The organism is Paenibacillus sp. GCM10012306, from assembly GCF_042649265.1.
Taxonomy (GTDB): domain Bacteria; phylum Bacillota; class Bacilli; order Paenibacillales; family Paenibacillaceae; genus Paenibacillus_AQ.
Genome location: NZ_JBHRYW010000007.1, coordinates 346,442 through 366,496 on the forward strand (window position 1 = coordinate 346,442; position 20,055 = coordinate 366,496).

Genomic DNA, 20,055 nt, shown 5'->3' on the forward strand with positions numbered 1-20,055 from the left:
AAAAACTACACTTCACCCTCTTCTTTGAAAATAGTAAAAAAGACCCGCTGGGCAAGCCGGGCCTTCACTACGCATAAGCTATAGTCATAACGCTGCGCTCTATGTTCTATACCACATTCAGTTCCACTTCAATATTACCTCTCGTAGCTTTGGAGTACGGACAGAAGGCATGGGCTTTCTTCGCCAGATCCTCCGCCTGAGCCTTATCGATACCGGGGATCTTCACATCCAGACGTACAGCCAGCTTGAAGCCGCCGTCACTGTCATCCTTGCCAATCATTACGTTGGAGGTCACTTCCACCTCTTGAAGCTTCACACCTTCCTTACGGGCGATATTCGCCAAGGCACTCTCGTAACAGGCGCCGTAGCCTGCTGCGAACAATTGCTCCGGATTGGTGCCCGCGCCACCGGGACCACCTAATTCTTTGGGCATACTCAAGTTGTGTTTCAGCGCGCCATCAGAGGATTCGAACGAGCCTTCCCGCCCGCCACGTACTGTTGCTGTTGCTGTGTACAATGCTTTCATCAGTCATCTTCTCCTTTAACCGCTGTATTTGTTGCAACCTTACACCCTACCTTTAAACAATGGGCATAATTTGAAACCATTTGTCACAGATACCTTGCCATCAGCATTTGACTACGAATATAAATAGTGTACAATTAAATTGACATAAATATTTATAGGTTTAAAAATTAGGAGGCGTTATCCATGAGCATTTATAATTTTGAAGCCCAAACCCTGCGCGGAGAAGAAGAATCTCTCTCCAAGTACAAAGGCAAGGTACTGCTCGTCGTGAATACAGCCAGCAAGTGCGGGTTCACCCCCCAGTTTAAAGGTCTCCAGGAAGTGTATGAAAAATACAAAGATCGTGGATTTGAAATACTTGGTTTCCCAAGCAACCAGTTTGCCGGGCAAGAGCCGGGCGAAAGTGAGGAAATTGCCGAGTTTTGCGAAATTAATTACGGCGTGACCTTCCCGATGTATGAGAAAGTAGATGTAAAGGGCGATGAAGCGCATCCGTTGTTCAAATATTTGTCCGCTGAAGCACCGGGATTGCTGGGCTCCAAGAGCATCAAGTGGAATTTCACCAAGTTTCTTGTCGACCAGGATGGCCGTGTCCTGAAACGTTTTGCCCCATCAACAACACCGGACCAGATCGAAGCAGAAATCAAGCAATTGCTCAAATAGCACTTTTCCGGATAGCAAAAAAGGATACTCACCCCACTGCAGCTTGAACCTGCGATGGAGGAGTATCCTTTTTTTAGATGCAGTCTATTCCCTTAGTCTCTATTACCACTGGAAAAGAACAGCTATGATCCCGAGCAATGCCGGCAAGGCCTGCACGTACAGGATCGTTTTCTTGGCTGTAAGGCTGCCGACAATCCCCGCAATTAGCACACACGCCAGGAAGAACAACTGAATATGACGTCCGACTTCATCTCCTGGATACAGCAGACCCCAGATCAAACCAGCAGCCAGAAACCCGTTGTAGAAGCCCTGGTTGAACGCCAGCGATTTCGTAGCTTTGGCATCTTGCTCTGTCAGCCCGAAAGTCTTCATCCCCTTGGGCGTAGCCCACAGGAAGCATTCCAGATACAAAATATAAATATGTATAACCGCAACCAGACCCACCAGAATTGTGCTTATGATCATATCTTCCACCTCCAAATTTATGCTATCTGATAATAACAAAAAAAGCCTCGCTAAGCGAGACTTTCTTGATCTTACAATATGCGGTAGAGAGGACTCGAACCTCCACGGGTATACACCCACTACCCCCTCAAGATAGCGTGTCTGCCATTCCACCACTACCGCGCGGTGTGTACAACGTAATGCAATGTTCTGAGGTCAACATTCAATATTATAATCCAGTTATCCTCAAATGTAAAGATGTTGGCTCAAGAATTTTCTTCCGCCGCTTTGCGCCTCCGATATTCGGTAAAAGCCAGGTATTCCTTGATGAATATTTTCTCATCCGGCAGCAGTTCAGTGTGGCAATCCAATTGCCGTATTTGGTCAAAAAAATAATTCTCGCTGCTCTCACGCAACATTTCCGGTGCAGCTTTGCCGAGAATCAACCAGTCCAGACTCACTTGAAAGTATGCCCCGATCTCGATAAGTTTATGAGTGCCAGGGGTGGATTTGCCACGCTTCCAGTCGCCCATATTCCCGGTGCTAATCCCTAGTTCCTCGCAAAATGACTTCTTCGTCATCCCTTTTTGCTTGATCAAGTACTCAATACGCTCGTATATGGACTGCATTTGCTGACCTCCTTCCACCTTGATGTATAATCACTTATTTAAGTTATTTTTATTGAAAATGACGTAAAAAAGTATATAATTAACTATTATTATGTCTTATTCCATTATATCATACGGCTGGAATATCGATAAGAGGTGAGACAGATGAACAATAAGCATCCCATAACGCCTTATGGGTGGACAATCAAACAGCGTTTGACCGAACTCAGACTTGACCAGAAGGATTTCTGCCGAATTTACGACATCCCTCCCTACCGCCTATCCAATTTGATCCACGGAACACGCAAGGCCGAGCGGTACCGGCGACAGATTGAGAAGCTGCTGAACCTACCGCCATCCTAGCAATGGGCCCATTAGGGATCACAAGGAGCGAAAACTTTTGTCACAAAGCCTATCCCCTTCAGCCACACCATCCATTGACTCCGTCCCCCACAATGCACTGATCATAGACCGGCACGGCACCATCCTGTCACTCAATAGCCACTGGCGTACCTGCTGCAAGGAATACAACCTCCCATCACAGCTGGCAAGAGTGGGGAGCAATTATCTTGAGCTGCTGCCTGAGTGGGTTATGGAGCCTACTCTTTTGCATAGCGTCTTAAAATCTACGCTGGGCGGAGAACGCCTTGTAGTCAGTACCGATTCTACTATACTCTGTGCCCCCAAAGGCAGACGGGTGTTCCGGTTTGAGGTATTCCCCGTTCTGGCCGCTCCTTCCTCTGAGAAACCAATATGGGTCATCGCTCATCATGATGCCGGACCCGTTGTCGAGGGTCGCCACATTCAGCCTCTGGCCATTCACCGCTCCGCACTGAAGCAAGCACTCAAGTTCATCCCCATCTGTGCATCCTGCAAGTCCATCCGCAACGATCAGGAAGAGTGGCTGACCATTGAGCGTTTTTTGCAGTTGCAGCTCCATGTACAATTCACACATGATATCTGCCCAGAATGCGTCAGGCAGTTGTATCCCCAATACGCCGGTGCTTTTAAGGGAACCTCAGGACATACATAAATTCAAAAAAGGTAAGAAATTCTCTGCGAAAGCAAAGAAATTCTTACCTTTTAGCTATGCGGTAGAGAGGACTCGAACCTCCACGGGTATACACCCACTACCCCCTCAAGATAGCGTGTCTGCCATTCCACCACTACCGCATATTGGTGACCCGTAGGGGATTCGAACCCCTGTTACCTCCGTGAAAGGGAGGTGTCTTAACCCCTTGACCAACGGGCCATGCTGTTCAATTATGTTCTTGTGACAACAAAAATCAGTATATCATAACTCTATTGATTTTGACAATACTATTTTTCAAAAAAGTATGAAGTGCGTTTCGTGGACTCTGAAAGCCCTCTCCTCTGCTTCTTTTTCTCGCTGAAAGAACAGTTAAGCCTCTTCCTCTACTACCTTTTCTCGCGAAAAAAACAGTTGTGCCTCCTCCTCTACTACCTTTTCTCGCTAAAAAACAGTTGTGCCTCCTCCTCTACTACCTTTTCTCGTAAAAAAAGTTGTGTCTCCTCCTCTTCCTTCCTCCGCAGAGACATACAGCCACATATCCGATTGATGATGTCAATCTTGGCCTTCAGTACAAAAAAAGAAGAGCCCCAAAGGACTCCTCTATACGTTCATTATGTATAATCGCTTCATAAGCCACAAAATGTGGCGGAGAGAGAGGGATTCGAACCCTCGCACCGCTTACGCAGTCTAACCCCTTAGCAGAGGGTCCCCTTATAGCCACTTGGGTATCTCTCCATGAAAATGGCTCCCCGAACAGGACTCGAACCTGTGACAACTCGATTAACAGTCGAGTGCTCTACCAACTGAGCTATCAGGGAACATTAAAAGGTGTGAACAAGATATAATATACCATGATTTTTCGATATCGTCAAGCGGTTATTTAAATTTTTTGTGATCGGTTTCATGGGAGGTGTGACAACAACGTTTGCTTGGCTGGTTTGAACCTCTACGGGCTCGGGGAAATGCTACGATCAATATAGCCGCTAATGACTGAATGCCCTCAGACAAGCCGCTATGGGTTCGGAGGGTTCTTGCGATCGGTCTTTAAAGCGAACACTATCATTTCTCCAGAATTCCTCCGACCCTTCGCTCTACTACAGCGCAAGAAAACACTGTTTAATATTCTTTTATATAGAGCGATTAAAATAACAAATAAAATCCGGTTTTCGTTTCCAAAGTGTAATTAAGGGCATTTTTGTACCTTAAATATTCTGTAGCTGAGCAAATATCGCAATTAAGTGCAATTTTGTACGTTAATTTTTCCATAATTGGCTTTTCAGCGTACTTTTCCCGAAAATAAGATACAATAATGCCGTTATTTCCCTCATTTACCTCTTTTCAATAAATATAAGGTACGAAAATGCTCTTAAATTGAGGATTTACTCAATATAGATCGGATATTTAATGCCGCTCCCGTGAAGGAAGCAGCCTCAGATCTTCAAGTATCTCCGCACCTCAGCAATTTTTAAATCCAGGCTTCCACGTGAGAAGCGATCAAGAGTTAGGCCTATTGATTAGCCAAAAAAAGGCAGAAAAAAGCCGCCCATTCGTTATAGTGTTTATACCCCTACAAACACTTGAAACGAGGCGACTTCATGATAATTTTACTTCATTCTCGAATATCCTGCAATCATCTATTCCAGAAGAAAAAGTGTTAGCGATTCTGAATGAGTTCAATTACATCGATGTCCCTCGAAAGTTCACCGTCTATTCCCTGTTTCTTTTCTTGGCGGAGGCTGCTTTTCAGGGGTGGGGTGGGATGGCAATCAAGACTGGGGCAGCGTATGCATAACGTTGGACTACAGAAAGTCGATCATTCGACTCTCTCTAAAAAAGCCAACGTTATTCCTTTTTTCACCAAGAGTATTATGGTCACGGTTCAATAATGTCTATTTCAATCCACGCTCCCACGCAGGGAGCGACGCTGTTGTCGCTGCTTCTCGCTCCTCGAATGTCAGATTTCAATCCAGGCTCCCACGTAGGGAGCGACACGAATACTAAAACGCAAAGGGGACGGTTATTAATATTTCAATCCACGCTCCCATGCAGGGAGCGACTATTCCAAGATGCGGCTGACGCATCAAATCTCATATTTCATTCCACGCTCCCACGCAAGGAGCGACGACCAGTCACCTGTAAACAGTGCGGCGAATATGTCATTTCAATCCACGCTCCCACGCAAGGAGCGACTTAAATAAGGGGGGACGGTCATGGAAAATTTGGAATTTCAATCCACGCTCCCAAGCAGGGAGCGACTTTTCCTTACTGACATGGGCTTGCATCTTCAGGATATTTCAATCCACGCTCCCAAGCAGGGAGCGACAGCCACGCCTCAGAGCCCTTGTGGCACAAGGGCTCTGAGGCGTGAAAGTGCGAACCTCTTCTTTTCCATTCTAAAACTTCAACGATGGGAGCGCAATAAGCGGAAAAAGCCTGTGATAGCACGGGGTGCGAATGGCCCGGGGATTTCATGTGAGCTTGGGGTTCGCACCGTTTGTCGTCTAGCCCAGGCTGGTTGGAATTACTGCCCGAACCATTCTCCGTCCTGAGGAATCGCTACTCTGTTAAGCAGCCCCTCTTGTTCCAATCTGGCCTCAAGCTTCTCACGGGTAACTAGACAATGATTGATCGCATCCATGTGTACGGCAACAACCGAAGTCTGTGGTGCATACGCGCATAGATCGACTACATCCTGATCATCCATTGTGATATGGCCACCGGTCAGGAAGCGAGCGCCCCCGGCATTGACAACGGTCCAGTCAGGCGTATACGTATCAAGGGCTTGGCGGACATCATCACACCAGATGGTATCTCCAGCGATATACAGCGTGGGCTCCCCTTCTGCCTGAAAAACAAAACCGGAGACTCTCCCCATCATCTTCCCGATCTCTCCGATGCCATGCTGGCCGCTGGTACGGGTAAGAGTTACGCCACGGAACGTAAGGGAAGGCTCAATTACCATCACCTGTTCAAAACCATGCCCGGATATGGTATCCTGATCTCCATCCTGGCATAATACGGGTATACTATGTGAGAGCAGTGACACGGCAGCCTCATCCCAATGATCGGGGTGAAGATGCGTCACAAGAACAGCATCCGGTTGGAGCCACTGCTGGACGTTTCCTGGCAACGGCACGAGCGGGTTTTTACGGTCATTCTCCGTATTGAAGATTGGCGGATTCACACCTTGTTCACTAAGCATCGGGTCAACCAGAAAGGTCACGCCGCCGTATTCAATCCATAGAGCCGCATTGCGGATTAGTTGTATTTTCATTATTCGACACCTCTTCTTTAGAATATCTTCTGCTACAATTTAATTATAAATAAGCGCCGAACAAGAATACATTTGATGCGGAAAGAGATTGCCCCGTTCTACTTTCATGCAGAAAGGATTACACGATAATGTCGCAACATTTGATAGATGACGTAGATTACCGCATTCTCCAGCAGTTAATTCAAGACTCCACACTTAGCCATAAGGAGATTGGACAACAGGTCCATATGACCGGGCAAGCCGTTGGCGCGCGTATCCGTCGAATGCGTGAGCTGGAGATTATCGAAGGCTACACCGTACGCTGGAATCCGGGAAAAATCGGACAGAATGTCAATGCGTTTGTGACGGTTTTTCTAGCCTCCAATGCGGCTCATCCGATATTTCTCGCCTTTGCTAAAGAGGACCAGCGGGTCGAAGAGATTCACAAAGTTACCGGTGAGGGCTGCTATTGGATGCGCGTACGCGCGACCAGTCAAGAGGAACTAAGTACCTTTCTGGATGAACTTCTGGGTTATGGTAACTATAAGATCAGTCTGGCGCTTTCACAGCTTAAATAGTCTCCGTTGTGTAAAATAAAGCCGCCGAGAAGGAAGAGTACCCCTCCTTTTCGGCGGCTTTTGCATTTAAAAAACTCAGTTATTCAGCAGTCCAGCCGCTTCCAGTACACGTGTCAGGATAACTGCTGCTTCTGCACGGCTCGTATTCTTGCCAGGTGCAAAGCTGTCCGCTGTCTGCCCCTTCATAATGCCGGAAGCTGTGAGAAGCTCCACGGAATCTGTGGCCCAGGAAGAGATGCTTGCGGAATCCTTAAAGGAGGCAGCACCCTTTCCTGTACCCTCAGCTACATTCAGCAGCTTAAGGGCTCTTGCGGCCATCACAGCCATTTGCTCCCGCGTAATGGAAGCATTCGGACGGAAGCTGCCGTCCTCATAGCCTTGAACAAGTCCAAGCTGCGCCGCAATGTTAGCAGACTCTGCGTACCAGGCTGCAGCCGGCACGTCACTGAACGAGACTCCAGCTGTTTTACCCGGCTGGAGATCCAGCGAGCGAACCAGCATAGCCGCGAACTCAGCACGACTAACAGACCCATTTGGTACAAATTGTCCAGCAGACTGTCCGTTGACAATTAGTCTACTAGCCAAACGCTCAATCTCAGCCTTTGCCCAGTGTCCGGTCACATCTGTGAAGGTAACCGGGTGCAGAGCAATTGCGATAATTCCGTTGGCATTGCTGCTCTTCACGGTAACCTTCGTAACTCCATTTTCTACAGTGAATACCGCCGGTACATAACTGAAGGTACCTTTCACTGGATCGTAGAGCAGGGCTACGGCTGTCTGCGGATTAAGCACCTCTTTGACGATAAGCGTGCGTTCCACATGAGTCGTACCAAATCCAGACACCGGTACGGAAGTCTTACCATCCGATACACTCAGACCAAAGGTTGCTGGAATTCCCTTCACGGTAAAGCCTTGCTCCTTCGCTTTAGCGATCAACTGTTCAAGTGTTGTGCCGCTTTGCGGCTCCAACTTGAACTCCAGCGTGCCGTCCGAATGTCCTGCACCCTTCAACACCTCTGCCACCAGGCTGAGCGGGAGGCGATATTCCAAGCCGCTGTTCTGTACCACAAGCACGGCATTAGGACTTGCCGCTGCTGCATTGCGCAAGGCTTCTGCGCTGAAGCGGGCGGTGCCATCGGCACTAACTGGAATCTCGATCACAGTCACCCCTGCGGTCGTCTTGGCTTTGAGCTGCGCATCATTGTTAGCAGCAGCCGGTGTGGTCACGACCGGAACCGAAGGATTGCTTGAACCCGGGCTTGTTCCTGGGTTGGTTCCTGGGTTGGTTCCAGGATTGCTACCCCCATCCGGATCAATGTAACTGTTATCCATACCGTCATCGCCATCAGAAGAACCGTCATCCGGTTTGCCTCCGACCGGCTTCACAATGATCGAATACTCTCTTTGCACGTTTCCTGCTGCCACGGTGAAGAGAGCTGTTCCTTCACTAAGGGCTTTGAGCTTATGATTCTCAAAGGAAGCCACTTTATTGTCTGCTTTGACAAAAGTTAACGTTGCTGAATCCGTCAGATCACTTCCGTCTTTGTCTTTCACCGTAAGTTCAGCGGAATCACCTACGGTTAACACCACAGGTCCGTTCTGTCCGTCTGCCAGTGAAATTGTGAACGGCTTGATTGCAGTGGCTACGCCCTGATTCAGCTCATTGATGATAAAGCCCGAGGCCGGATTCGATACCAGTGACATCCGCTCCCCGCGGATAATTAGATTGTCGGCCAAGAGTGAACCTTTCAGATCCGGCGTCACATCAATACCATTCGTTCCAGCACCGTCAATGACATGATTGACAATGCTGACACCGTTCATTTTCATGCTACCATGAGCGATCAGCCCGGAATACGTGCTGTCCAGTGCAGTATTGTTCTCAATCTTGATGTTGCCTTTAATATCATTCTCCCCGGCATACAACCACAAGGCGCCCAAATTCAGGCGATAACCGGAATCATAGCTGCCGGTACGGATCATCGTGTTACGCTCTACAACAGTTGTGCCTTCAAAAGGTTCTGCCGAGAAGCGGGTAGATACCGCAATACCAGCACCGTTAGTAACGGTGTCCTTAACAATGTTATCCTGAATTTTGTTGTCCTTACCACCAAACACTACAATGTTGTCGGCCAGCCAAGGCAGCGATACCGTATTGAACCGTGCGGTATTGTTCACACTTGGTGTCCGTTCCGCCCCGTTCACATCATTGAGTTTCGGATCCGTGAATGACCACATCGCGATACCATCATCGCCCGGATAACGAATGTCGGTCTGCTCCATCATGCTGTTTGCAGTGCCCACAGCAAAGTTGATGCCGTCTGCCATCAGATTGCGGATGCGCAGGCCAACCATATGCAGGCCGTTCGTACGGGCTTTTTCACCGGTTACTTGAGTCAGCCACAGACCCGCCTTCGTATGCTCAATCCATACATTCTGGATGACCGATCCTTGCCCGAAAGCCCCATGGAATGCGTTCGTTATGGCTTCATCATCCCGCTCATTGATGCCACCCTCGATCAACAGATCATAGACGCCGATCTTGCCGCCATGACCTACAAATTTGGCTCCATTCAGCGTTGTGTACCACATGCCGGCACCGCGAATTTGAACGGAATCCAAATCCAGCAGTCCATCGCCAACCTCAAATTCGCCGGCCGGGAACCAGACGCCCAGGCCTTTGCTCTTGGCTGCTGCAAGGGCCGCCCTGAACGCAGCGGTGTCGTCCTTGCCGTCATTCGGTACAGCACCATACTCCGTAACCGACAGGAATCCAGGCGGCTGGCGGAGAGCTGGGGCTACTTGCTCCATATCCGCAAGGTCGATGATGTAGGAGGATGCGTGATCGTCCTTGTCTTTTTTCAGCGTAATCTTCGCTCCAGCCGGAAGGTCTCCCGTCAGTGCATGAATCTCGTCAAAGAAGCGGTGTGCACTGCCTTGAGCAGGATCGTTAGACCACGGGTAGCTTCCGTACTCCCAAGCATACTTGGAAGTCAGCTTCAACTGCTGTTTGAAAGTACCGTTCACATACATGGATAAGGTCTCTTCGGCTCCCTTGCCGTCTGGACTGTCCGGAATCGAATAGCGCAGCACAATGGAATTAGCTGGCTTCGCCAACGTGAACTCAACGTAATCGCCTGTGTTATTCAGACTCACGGCCTCACGCCCGGAGGCTTCTGAAGCGACATTACGGTACAAGCGGGAAGGCCCGATAAGCGTACCATTCGTCACGGCATCTTCCGCTTCGTAGGTAATGTATGGCAGCGTGGCACCGCGATAGCTCTTGTTCACACTGTTATACACAGTCAGACGATCCACTTCAATTTTGCTCCAGGATGTGTTATCACTGCTCAAAGAAACGGTGTTAATACCCGCGCGCAGCTTCATCTTCACCTGGACCTTCCGCCATGTGGAAGAAGCATTGAAGGACGGAGACCCTTGCTTGATTCCATTCACATCCAGCTGTATAACAGCAGCATTGGCATTGTTGTTCTTATAGCGAAGTGTAGCCATATACTCGCCTGCTATTGCTGCATTAACTGCAAAACGAATCACTTGATCGCCATGGAAGGCATCTTTCCCCGGGTACACGACGTCAGAGGATACGGGGGTGAAGCTCCATTGCGCCGCATCCTCTTTTGCCGACCCAAGGATAACTTCACTCGAACTATGCGAAAGCACTTTGCCGTTCTTGGCATTAATCAGCAGGTTATAGCCCAGCTTCTCCTCAAGGGTCCATTGTGCGGACACTGAAGCAACACTAGCCGTTAGTATAATCTGATCATTACCATCAACAGAAAGATATTTCTTCGACGCTTGATTCAAGACCAGCTTGCGCCCGTTAAAATCCTGTAATAGCCATTGCGAGTGTGCTGCTGAATCTGCTGGTTCCGCGTATACAACTGCCCCGTCTTTTTCAGCGAGTACCTTGCCGTTCACTCCCTTAGGAGCAATCGTAATCGTGTTAGTATCGCTCAGAATCGGTGTAGCCGTATCTTGATTACGCGGTTCGCCCGCAGGGGTGTTGAAATCGGCTGTTGCTGGTTCCAGCGCCCAGTGTACAGAATCGGAGGATTCCAGCAAAAGTCCGCGTTCCGCGTAGCCGGTTCGATTCTCCACATTGACGAACTCATCGTCATATGCTCCGAACAAACTCCGAATGGTATAGTTAACCCCATCAGAAGAAAGCTTCACAGCCCAACCGGAGGCCCCGCCGGCTGCAGGTTCAGCGCCCGCGCTCTCCAGGAACGAATATTCTTCGCTCAGGGTCAGATAGTGTCCAGTTGCCCGGTTCACAATGTACTGCTTGCCGTCCTTGGCTGAAATAATCCAGTGCGAATAACCGTTGTCTGCCGCCGGCTGTCCGTACAGAACCACGCCATGTTCATTCTCATAGAGATAATCCCCGCTACCCGCATTCTTAAAACGAACCGGATAAGACGGAACTGGCGGTTCAGGGATGTTCACCGGTTCAGCTGTAAACTGCGCGCTGTCCCGTGTGGCTGCATCTGCGGCTTTGCTGATTTTGATTACTGCATGCCCATCCTGATCAGATGCACCGTACAGGTAATGGCCCGCCCAAGCACTCTTGAAGGTCGTTTGGCCAGATGCCTTGATATCGACCGCCCACTTAATGCTGGCCCATACGTCATAAACTGTTTTTAAGGTCTGAACCGCCTCAGCCGGTTCTTCTTGTTCAATAACACCGCCCATATGCTCCAGGGAAAGGTAGCGGCCAGTGCCTCTATTCTTGATTTTCACACTGTTCGCGCCAGGAATTTCTTGCAGCTGCCAGATAAAAGAATCATCGCCCGGTGCAAGCGCACCGTAGGTAGCCTGACCAACCGTCAGGTCCTCAGCAACTGCCGCAGCCGATTTGGCGGAAGGTGATGGCTCTGGTGCATTCTTCTTCCCATTCTCAGGCGTGACTGCATTGTCGTCTTCCGGGTTATAAGTGGCCTCTGTAACGGTTGCGTTCTTCGCTGCCAGATCCAGTACAGGTTCAGGCAATGGCCCGTCTTTCAAATACTGGTCTTCTCCGTTCACACTGTTCAACTTAAAGCGGAACACGTCCTGCTTCTTCTCTGTCACCGGAACAAAACGCCATTTCGGGCTGCCCCAAGTCGGGTTAATAGCACCGTATTCTGCGTATTTAGTCATATTTTCCAGCGAAATAAATTTGGTAGGAAGTTCTCCTGGCTGCTTGTCAGCCACATTTGCGATGACGTAGTTGTTATCGCCCATATTTTTCCTCGTCCAAATAAATCCGGTATCGACCTGATTCTTATCCGTCAACGTGGTGACCTGAATGTGGCCTTCCGGCATGCTGGTAATATTGATGTAATGACCAGTCTTGCGATTCTTGAACAGCTTCCGTCCGTTATACTTCTCCACCATCCATTGGTCGGACTGATCCTCTTGCACATTACCGTATTTCAGCAGACCCTCCTTGTTTTCATACCAATAGAAGGATTTCCAACCGTTCTGGATACGGACATAGTGCTCAGAAACCGGTGTTGCCGGGTCAATGAGCTCCCATTGCGCAGCTAGCGAGGCCGGATTAGACGAACCACCTGCGCTTCCGCCTTCTCCTATAGCCAGATAAGTGCCCTGATCACCGGCATTGCCAATGGTCTGATAATCATCAACATCATCGGATTCCTTGAAAATCCATTGATCAGTGAGACTGCTCTCCCCTGCCTGAACAGCCTTAACTGTGCCATCGGTATGGGTCAAATAATGATTCGTAGCGACATTGCGTATCCGCTTGTTGCCATCGTAATCCTCCAAATACCATAAGTAGACTGCTCCGTTGTTGCTTGATTCCGGTGCAATGGTTCCATGCTTAAGCTGTCCCCCATCGCCCTCATACAAGAAATCCGTAGCCACTTGAGCATCTGTATACGTTGCCAGCCGGATCGGCTGCAGCTCAGAGACAGGAACGATTTGCCACTGAGCGCTAGGGTTCGCCGCACTACCCGGCCAATTGTTGGAGCGAACGTCATTGTCGTCGGGGTACTGTGGATTCAGCCATTGTGGGTTCCCGCCATCGGTCATGCCGTAATTGCGAAGGGTTATGTAGCCCGTCCCATCTCCTGCAGGCGCATCCTCCTGTACCCACTGGCTTAATTTCACATTGTCAGGATCAATCGCCGTAGAGAAGACCCCGTACCAAAATTGTTCGTTCTGCTTGATATAGTGCCCTGTCGCACGGTTACGGATCATCAGGGTCCCGCTGTCGCTCGGCTCCAGATACCACTGGGCCGTTTCATCCTTGGCATCTTTGTTACCGTGCAGGACTTTGCCGTCTTTCTCATACATGACATGTCCCGGGTGCAGCCGACTTTTCAGTTGCACAGGTGCAGAATCCAGATCGACAAAAGCCCACTGCGGGCTCTCGAACGTAACATTGATATCCGCACTGACCTGCGCATACCCAAGCTGATTCTCCTGGTGAATGACCAGTTTAGCATCCGGTGCAGTCGCGCTGCGAATGACCATATAACCGGCACGGTTCGAGGTATCGATCAGCCATTTGTCTGCTGTCGTTCCTCCGCCGGAAATGTTACCTGCCTTGAGCGAATCCTCCTTCCCGGCATTGCCTGCAAGTGTAATATAATGTCCTGTCTTCACATTCTTGATCTGTGAGAGACCGTTCTCCGTTACGACCAGCCAATGTGAGGATGTATCCGCCGGATTGGTCATTCCATAGCGGACAATCCCACTGGATGTTTCATACAAAAAATTGTTTTTCCATTTGTTCTTGATCAGTACCGGACCTGCAGGAACTTGTGATGCCCCGGTCCCTCCGGCCCCGGCGGAATCACCATTGGCCGCGTAAGCAGGCAAGCTGGAGAGAATCAGCAGCATTGCTAGCAGACCTGCCATAGCGGACCTGAATCGCTTCATATCGTGTACCCCCTCTAACAAAAATGGACTTCCTCTCCATCTTAGGTTGGTAGCGTTTACAAAACGATGTGCGATTTTATCCATAAAAAGGTGTATTTGTACGCATCTTGGTACAAAGGTCTTCTTATTCCGAGAATTACCCGAGGGTAGGAATTAACTCCACCATCGGGTAATCAGATTAGAGATATTAAGATATACCATTGCTTGCTATTTTGCAGCTCAGCCCATAGCTCATATCACATGCTCCAGAATGGACTGGAGGCGTACAATCGCCTGTGCACGGTCAGTCACACCGAGTTTGCCATAGAGATTGCTGATATAATTGCGAGTCGTACCCTCGGCAATGTGCAGGCTGTCGGAGATTTCGCGGTTGCTCAGCCCCCGGATAATTAAACGGGCAATATCCTCCTCCCGTTCGGTGAGTTCAATATTTCCCAACCTGTCACTCAGCAAGTCCTCATACTCATGAGACAGCCCCCTCATTCTTAAGGCCAGCTTGGCCGCTACTGCGGCAGGCAGAATGAATTGACCGGACACGGCGTCCCGGATCGACGAGATCATTTTGTCCCCATCCATATCCTTTAGCAAATAGCCGTTCGCCCCGTGAGCCATCCCATCTACAATATAATCGGTCTCGATGAACGTGGTCAGAATCAGGATATGTACCTCCGGGCAAGTTCGCTTGATTTGCTTCAAGGCCGTGATACCATCCATGAGCGGCATCTGAATATCCAGCAGCACCAGATCGGGTTGCAACTGTTCTGCGAGTTCACAAGCCTCAATCCCATTCTTGGCTACACCAACTACTTCAAAATCATCCTCCAGCTCCAGAATGGTTCGTAGTCCTTCTCTGGTCAATAATTGATCATCTGCGATGACAATTGATATTTTTCTCATGCTCTGTCAATCTCCCATCCAGCGTACAGGTAACGGCAACACAATCTGAAGCAGACAACCCTGTCCAGGCCGTGAGGTCATTTGCAAAGAGCCACCCATTTGCTCCATACGCTCCTTCATCGTTGTCAGTCCAAAGCCCGGTTCTAGGCTTCCGCTGCCTCTGCCGTAATCCTTCAAACTGAAGTGTAAATAATTATTATCCATCCTCAGAGCGAACATAAACCGCTGGCTTTTCCCATGCCTGATCCCGTTGGTCAGTCCTTCCTGTAATGCATGATAAATCGCCTTCTTATACTTGACAGGTAGAAAATCAGGCAGCGGCTGAATCTCCGTCTCAATGATTACACCGGCATTTTGTTCCGTCCCCCGTATTAATTGCTCCAGGAGAACGGTCAGATCTGAGTATTTATCCTGCTTTAGCATGTGAACAGAGCCGCGAATCTCATTCAGACTGTGCCGAACAAGCTCCTGTGCCTCATTCAACCGCCGGAGACCACCTTCTACATCCTTCAACAGCAGACGCTTGCCCGCTTCGATCTGAAGAATTGTCGAGGTCAATGTATGGCCGACAATATCATGGATTTCCTGCGCAATCCGGTTTCGCTCCTCAGCCACAGAAGCCTGTGCCAAGGCGGCAGAGGTGTCGTGCATATACTGTTCAAGGCTTCGTGTTCTCGCTTGGACTTGACCTTCCAGATTATCTTTAAGCTCTTGGATATGGGCAAACAGCTTGGCATTCGCAATCGAGATAGCCGCTTGTGCGCCCAGCACTCTCAGCATATCAAGCCGCTGTGGCGTGAACAAGCCGGCCATAAGGTTATTCTCCATATACAACAGACATACCAGACGGCCCTGACTCAGAATCGGAAGACATAGCACCGACTTCAGCCCTTTGTCCCGGACATAACGGCTTCGGGCGAACATGCCTTCAGCGCTGGCATGATGCAACACGACCTCTTCCCTTGTTCTGGCCGCATAGCCAATGATGGCAGCGGGAACCATCTCTGTCTCCTGCTCTAGCGGTATGGAGGCTACCTGCACTTCTTCCGTTGTTCCGCACGCTTCGATCGTCCAGCCCCCATCATGTGTGAAAATAACCGCTCCGTACTCTGCACCCGCATTCAGCAGCATAATCCGCATTAGCTTGTCCAGCAGCCGGCTCATTTCCATCTCTCCCGATAGCGCTTGGGAAGACATCGCAATTGCCAAATTATCCTCACCATGAACCGATGCTGCTTCCAGTCCGTACAGCAAGTCAGGATACCTGTGCGTCAAGTCCTCCAGCTTCGCGGTCGCCCCCCATTGCTTGTATGCCTCATAGGCTTCTGTCATATAAAGCTTGGCCAGGTACTCTCTCCCCCTGCGCAGCCCATACTTAGCATAGCATTCAGAAGCAATGCCCTGATCATGTGCATAGCCCTGCTCCCGCGCCTGCTTAATAGCTCCCTCATAGTATTTTTCAGCCCGGCGGTCCTTGCCGAAAAGCCGTTCCATCTCCGCGCTAATTAAGAGATATTTGTGTAAGTAGATCTCTGGATTCTGCACGGACAGCCGCTTCATAATTCTTCTTCGCTTACGCAAACCAGCCCGGTAGACACCCTGCTCTTGTGGAGATGCCTCCTCGTAAAGCTGTGCCCAAACCAGTGATTCAAACCAGTACGTGTGGTACGCCGATGCGGCGATCTCAGGTGTAGCACTGGCAATAAACTTCAAACTCTCACTCGCTTCCCTATACTGCCCGAACAAATAAGCCGGCAGATAGTCGCACATCGCCGCTAGCTGCAGCACAATCTGCATGGAATCCCCGGGAACCGACTGACCATACGCCCTCAGATCCTCGCCCGGTGTTGCATAAGAGTCTTCATGAGAGCGATGCCCAGTCAAGCGAATCAAGAGCGTGTTGAATAGTACCGCTTGTTTGTAATGTAATTCGCTATTCTGGCGTAAGAAATCACCTGAAGTTGCAAGAAAGAGATGATAAATTTCCTTCAGCGGATATCCACGTGTTAGCAGCAGGGCAGAGTGAATCAACACGTTCTGATTGGCATGCCAAAGATCGCCTGTTTTAAGACCAACCGTTCTCACATTTTGATGGAAGATCTCAATCAGCGACGGCTCATAACGCTGCCAGCTCTCAAAGCACAGCACAAAGGCCATCATCGTCTTGGCATAAACATCCGGATAGGGTAAAGCCAGATCGCAAGCCAGCTTGCCCCATTTATAAGTCTCCCGGTGGTTATGATAGAAATAATGCTGAAACAGCGCATACCCCATAAAGCCTGCCGGCGCTTCGGGGGTCAGACCATATTCCAGTGTAAGTTCAATGATCGCAATCGTGTTCAATAACCAGCTCTTGCGGTTGATGGAGAAACAGGCTGTGGCTGAATGCGCCAGCACGGCGATAGCCGCTTTACGTGTCGGATCACTCATCAGCGGCAGTTCTGCAAAGGTTGAAAGCGAGAGTTTTCTTAACCTACGGGCTAATCTTAAACTCCGAAACATCAAGTCTGGCAGCCTAGGCTCCAATCGGTAGGGGACGCCTAGCAGTTTCAAGGTATGCTCGGCTAAAGTAATCACCTGCTCATGGTGATCTCTGCCGGCTTCCATCTTTATCTTGAGAATGTAGACCTGGGCCTGATCTTCAGAAACTCGTACCTCCTTTACCAGCCATTCGAACAAACGGTCTGCTTCCTCAAAAAACGAGTTTAAATATTCCAGCTCGGCTTGTTGCATATGAACACGGAACAAAAGCTCATAGTTCTCGCTCCAGGATGCTTCCTTCAGCAAAACAGCGGCAAATCGTGAATAGGCAAGCGCGGATTCATAGGCTGTCGCCTTCTTCGCTTGCAGGCAGGCTTCCAGATTCAGACTGGCCAACCACAGCCGTTGCTGCTTGTCCTCAACCCTCAACATTGCCAGGTTCATGTGATGTAGAACTTCAAAGACAGTAATATCAGAGGCTTCCTCCTGCAACCGTTTTGACAATTGGAGTCCCCGGGTATAATGAATGTCTTGGCGTTCTTCCTCCCGCACCAGTCGGTATGCAGCTTCACGAATACGTTCATGGGGAAAACGGTATAACGAATGGTCTGCAGATATCCTCTCCAGCACATGACCCGCAACTCCGTGCTCCAGTGCGCTCTTTAGAGACTGAAGCGGCATTTCTATCATCTCGCCAAGTTCAGATAATTCGAATGAACTGCCCAGAATCGATGCCCAGCCAAGCACATTCACCGTATCCTGTGGCAGCTGTGTCAGCTTACCCGAGAGGTAGCCAGCTACATGTTCGGGAATTTCCATCTGTGCAATCTGCTGAAGATCCCACCGCCAGAGATGATATTGTTCCGCGAAAAACACCTGTCCTCCATTCAGAAGATCCTGAAGAAACTGCTGGATAAAGAACGGATTCCCTCCCGTCTTATGCAGCAGCAGCTCAGCCAGCTCAGTCATACCTGAAGTCTCGCCGTGCACAGCTTCCTTCAGCATCTCTATAATATCTTCTAATCGAAGCGCATTCAGTTCAATCTCTTCTATAGAAAGGCCACTGTCCCGAAGCCACTTATCCGGCTTGCTGAGAACATTTGGCGCATCAGCCCGCTGCCCCAGAACAGTCAGCATATGCCTGGTTGCCCGATCCTCCATTAGGTAGATCAAAAACTGCAGCGAGGCTTCATCAGCATGCTCCAGAGAATCAATGAATAGAATCAGCGGCCTGCCCATCTTTGCAAACAGCTGAATGAAGCGGCACAGCAGGGTATGAAATCTTCGCTGAGCCTCAAGTGGAGAAAGCGGCTCCACTTGAGGCTGACGTCCGATCAGTAATTCCAGCCGCGGCGTCAAACTTGTCAGCAAGTGTCCGTATCCCTCTAAAGCTTGATCCAGATGTAGCTTCCATACCTCAATCTGAAGCTCCGTTTCCATTAATAGAAGCCCCACTAATTCATCCATAACCTGTTTCCAGACTCCATAGGGAGATGGTACCGTCAAGGAAGGGACCCCTACTTGAACAATATATCCTTGTGTCGGCGCTTCCGAGAATACAAATTCCTGTACCAGCCGGGTTTTCCCTATCCCTTCAGCCCCTCTGATCCAGACCATCTCCGCACTGCCAGCTTGCGCGCGTGCTTGAGCTTCATGCAGATATTGCCGCTCACGTTGTCTCCCAAAAAAACCGTCAGCGTCAAGCCAATGTTCCGAAATATCTTGCCCGGCTAACGGAAAAGGTTGAATCTGTCCTGTCTTCTGTAGCTGTTCGAGACAGGACAGCAAATCGGCTTTAATGCCGTAGGCGCTAGCATATCTAGCATCTGGCATCTTCTCCATACACTTGCTGATGATGTCGGACAGGATACGGGGAATCAATGGAAACCTCAAATACAACGCTTCTGGCTTATCTGCGATATGATGGTAAATGATATCTGTCAGTTCCTTCTGTCTGAACAGGGGAGTCCCTGACAACCACTCATATAAGACGACTCCAAGCGAATAGAAATCCGAGCGGTAATCAGGCTGCGAGCCGCTTCTTCCTGTCCATTCAGGAGACATATAAGCAAGCATGTCCTTCCGCTGGACATCAGCCGGAGGGAATTCTCCAGCCAAACTCAACAAGCTTGGACGAAGATCTATAATTTTTGCCTCATAGGTATTTAAATCCAGCAGGATATTCCAAGGCTTAAGTGCATTCAAGGTGACGTTCTGCCGATGCAGCAGCATGAGACAATCGGCGAGGGCAGCCGCTACACGCAGGCTTTGTTCCAGTGTCGGCTGCTGCTTGCGGCTATAAATCAACTGCTCCAGTGTCTCACCCTCCCGATCCAGCAGGAGCAAGACCGGTCGTTCTGCATAGTATTCCAAGCCGAAAGGCTCAAGGGTTCCCGTCCCTTTCAAACGCTGCAGCAGTTCAAACTCTTCTTGAAAGGCTTGATCAGTAGCCGGACTTGGATCGGTCTCACTAGGCGTTTTGGCAATCAACCTGAGACCATCCTCGTGCCGCAAAAGTCTATACACCTCTAGCCCATCATGCTTCACAATCAAATCCAGCGTGCGAAACCCTGGTATTTCCAGCATTTGTGATCACTCCATCCATGAAATCATGCCGGCAAGACTCTTTCGTATCCCTATATTTTCAGCTATTATAGCATATT

General features: G+C 49.5%; 12 protein-coding genes, 5 tRNA genes and 1 CRISPR repeat array. Of the genes, 5 read left to right on the forward strand and 12 right to left on the reverse strand.

The genetic code is table 11. The features are described 5' to 3' along the window. Positions 1–106: 106 nt before the first annotated feature. Positions 107–526: an organic hydroperoxide resistance protein gene (locus ACFORK_RS17515; protein WP_379201186.1), complete on the reverse strand. Its 420-nt coding sequence runs from the start codon at positions 524–526 to the stop codon at positions 107–109. A 183-nt stretch (positions 527–709) separates the two neighbouring features. Between ACFORK_RS17515 and ACFORK_RS17520 the strand changes: the two genes are divergently transcribed. After that, complete coding sequence (locus ACFORK_RS17520; RefSeq protein ID WP_379201188.1) at positions 710–1,189, forward strand: glutathione peroxidase; 480 nt, start codon at positions 710–712, stop codon at positions 1,187–1,189. Positions 1,190–1,291: 102 nt separating this feature from the next. Here ACFORK_RS17520 and ACFORK_RS17525 read toward each other — a convergent pair whose 3' ends face one another. The 3 genes from ACFORK_RS17525 to ACFORK_RS17535 all read right to left on the reverse strand — a co-directional run bounded on the left by ACFORK_RS17525 (position 1,292) and on the right by ACFORK_RS17535 (position 2,262). Next, positions 1,292–1,654, reverse strand: a complete 363-nt coding sequence (locus tag ACFORK_RS17525; protein ID WP_379201190.1) for a DUF1304 domain-containing protein — start codon at positions 1,652–1,654, stop codon at positions 1,292–1,294. A gap of 79 nt (positions 1,655–1,733) precedes the next feature. Continuing rightward, positions 1,734–1,816 (reverse strand) — tRNA-Leu (locus ACFORK_RS17530). 83 nt (positions 1,817–1,899) lie between these two features. Further along, the gene (locus tag ACFORK_RS17535) at positions 1,900–2,262 is read right to left on the reverse strand and encodes a helix-turn-helix domain-containing protein (RefSeq protein WP_379201192.1); all 363 of its coding nucleotides are present in this window, start codon (positions 2,260–2,262) and stop codon (positions 1,900–1,902) included. A 144-nt stretch (positions 2,263–2,406) separates the two neighbouring features. On the opposite strand from ACFORK_RS17535, the gene ACFORK_RS17540 reads away from it, so the two are divergent. Together ACFORK_RS17540 and ACFORK_RS17545 are read left to right on the forward strand one after the other, a co-directional pair. Further along, a complete protein-coding gene (locus ACFORK_RS17540; protein ID WP_379201194.1) occupies positions 2,407–2,604 on the forward strand; it encodes an XRE family transcriptional regulator in 198 nt (65 codons plus the stop codon). 37 nt (positions 2,605–2,641) lie between these two features. After that, complete coding sequence (locus tag ACFORK_RS17545) at positions 2,642–3,274, forward strand: hypothetical protein (protein WP_379201196.1); 633 nt, start codon at positions 2,642–2,644, stop codon at positions 3,272–3,274. 57 nt (positions 3,275–3,331) lie between these two features. On the opposite strand, the gene ACFORK_RS17550 is transcribed toward ACFORK_RS17545, so the two are convergent. From ACFORK_RS17550 to ACFORK_RS17565, 4 genes are all read right to left on the reverse strand, one after another. Then, a tRNA-Leu gene (locus ACFORK_RS17550) sits at positions 3,332–3,414 on the reverse strand. Between the two features lie 4 nt (positions 3,415–3,418). Next, positions 3,419–3,493 (reverse strand) — tRNA-Glu (locus tag ACFORK_RS17555). Between the two features lie 424 nt (positions 3,494–3,917). Continuing rightward, positions 3,918–4,009, reverse strand: a tRNA-Ser gene (locus ACFORK_RS17560). Between the two features lie 7 nt (positions 4,010–4,016). Then, positions 4,017–4,092 (reverse strand) — tRNA-Asn (locus ACFORK_RS17565). A 692-nt stretch (positions 4,093–4,784) separates the two neighbouring features. Here ACFORK_RS17565 and ACFORK_RS17570 point away from each other — a divergent pair. Then, a complete protein-coding gene (locus tag ACFORK_RS17570) occupies positions 4,785–5,066 on the forward strand; it encodes a hypothetical protein (RefSeq protein ID WP_379201198.1) in 282 nt (93 codons plus the stop codon). Between the two features lie 99 nt (positions 5,067–5,165). Then, a CRISPR array of direct repeats spans positions 5,166–5,597; the repeat unit is 32 nt; unit sequence ATTTCAATCCACGCTCCCAAGCAGGGAGCGAC. Positions 5,598–5,795: 198 nt separating this feature from the next. Here ACFORK_RS17570 and ACFORK_RS17575 read toward each other — a convergent pair. Next, on the reverse strand, positions 5,796–6,548 hold the full coding sequence (locus ACFORK_RS17575; RefSeq protein WP_379201201.1) for an MBL fold metallo-hydrolase: 753 nt from the start codon (positions 6,546–6,548) through the stop codon (positions 5,796–5,798). Between the two features lie 128 nt (positions 6,549–6,676). Here ACFORK_RS17575 and ACFORK_RS17580 point away from each other — a divergent pair, with 128 nt between their 5' ends. Beyond that, the gene (locus ACFORK_RS17580; protein ID WP_379201203.1) at positions 6,677–7,105 is read left to right on the forward strand and encodes an Lrp/AsnC family transcriptional regulator; all 429 of its coding nucleotides are present in this window, start codon (positions 6,677–6,679) and stop codon (positions 7,103–7,105) included. Positions 7,106–7,180: 75 nt separating this feature from the next. Here the strand turns inward: ACFORK_RS17580 and ACFORK_RS17585 are convergent, their stop codons facing one another. The 3 genes from ACFORK_RS17585 to ACFORK_RS17595 all read right to left on the reverse strand — a co-directional run bounded on the left by ACFORK_RS17585 (position 7,181) and on the right by ACFORK_RS17595 (position 19,978). After that, entirely contained in the window at positions 7,181–14,014 is a 6,834-nt protein-coding gene (locus ACFORK_RS17585) for an S-layer homology domain-containing protein (RefSeq protein WP_379201205.1), read from the reverse strand. 231 nt (positions 14,015–14,245) lie between these two features. Continuing rightward, positions 14,246–14,911, reverse strand: a complete 666-nt coding sequence (locus ACFORK_RS17590; protein ID WP_379201207.1) for a response regulator — start codon at positions 14,909–14,911, stop codon at positions 14,246–14,248. 6 nt (positions 14,912–14,917) lie between these two features. Continuing rightward, positions 14,918–19,978 (reverse strand): AAA family ATPase, encoded by a 5,061-nt coding sequence (locus tag ACFORK_RS17595; protein WP_379201209.1) that lies wholly within the window; start codon positions 19,976–19,978, stop codon positions 14,918–14,920. Between the last annotated feature and the right edge of the window lie 77 nt (positions 19,979–20,055).

Bases quoted from the DNA above. Each gene is read 5' to 3' on its own strand.
- ACFORK_RS17540 (WP_379201194.1), top strand. From the start codon at position 2,407: ATGAACAATAAGCATCCCATAACGCCTTATGGGTGGACAATCAAACAG.
- ACFORK_RS17575 (WP_379201201.1), bottom strand. From the start codon at position 6,548: ATGAAAATACAACTAATCCGCAATGCGGCTCTATGGATTGAATACGGC.
- ACFORK_RS17580 (WP_379201203.1), top strand. From the start codon at position 6,677: ATGTCGCAACATTTGATAGATGACGTAGATTACCGCATTCTCCAGCAG.
- ACFORK_RS17590 (WP_379201207.1), bottom strand. From the start codon at position 14,911: ATGAGAAAAATATCAATTGTCATCGCAGATGATCAATTATTGACCAGA.
- ACFORK_RS17595 (WP_379201209.1), bottom strand. From the start codon at position 19,978: ATGCTGGAAATACCAGGGTTTCGCACGCTGGATTTGATTGTGAAGCAT.
- ACFORK_RS17520 (WP_379201188.1), top strand. From the start codon at position 710: ATGAGCATTTATAATTTTGAAGCCCAAACCCTGCGCGGAGAAGAAGAA.
- ACFORK_RS17585 (WP_379201205.1), bottom strand. From the start codon at position 14,014: ATGAAGCGATTCAGGTCCGCTATGGCAGGTCTGCTAGCAATGCTGCTG.
- ACFORK_RS17535 (WP_379201192.1), bottom strand. From the start codon at position 2,262: ATGCAGTCCATATACGAGCGTATTGAGTACTTGATCAAGCAAAAAGGG.
- ACFORK_RS17525 (WP_379201190.1), bottom strand. From the start codon at position 1,654: ATGATCATAAGCACAATTCTGGTGGGTCTGGTTGCGGTTATACATATT.
- ACFORK_RS17515 (WP_379201186.1), bottom strand. From the start codon at position 526: ATGAAAGCATTGTACACAGCAACAGCAACAGTACGTGGCGGGCGGGAA.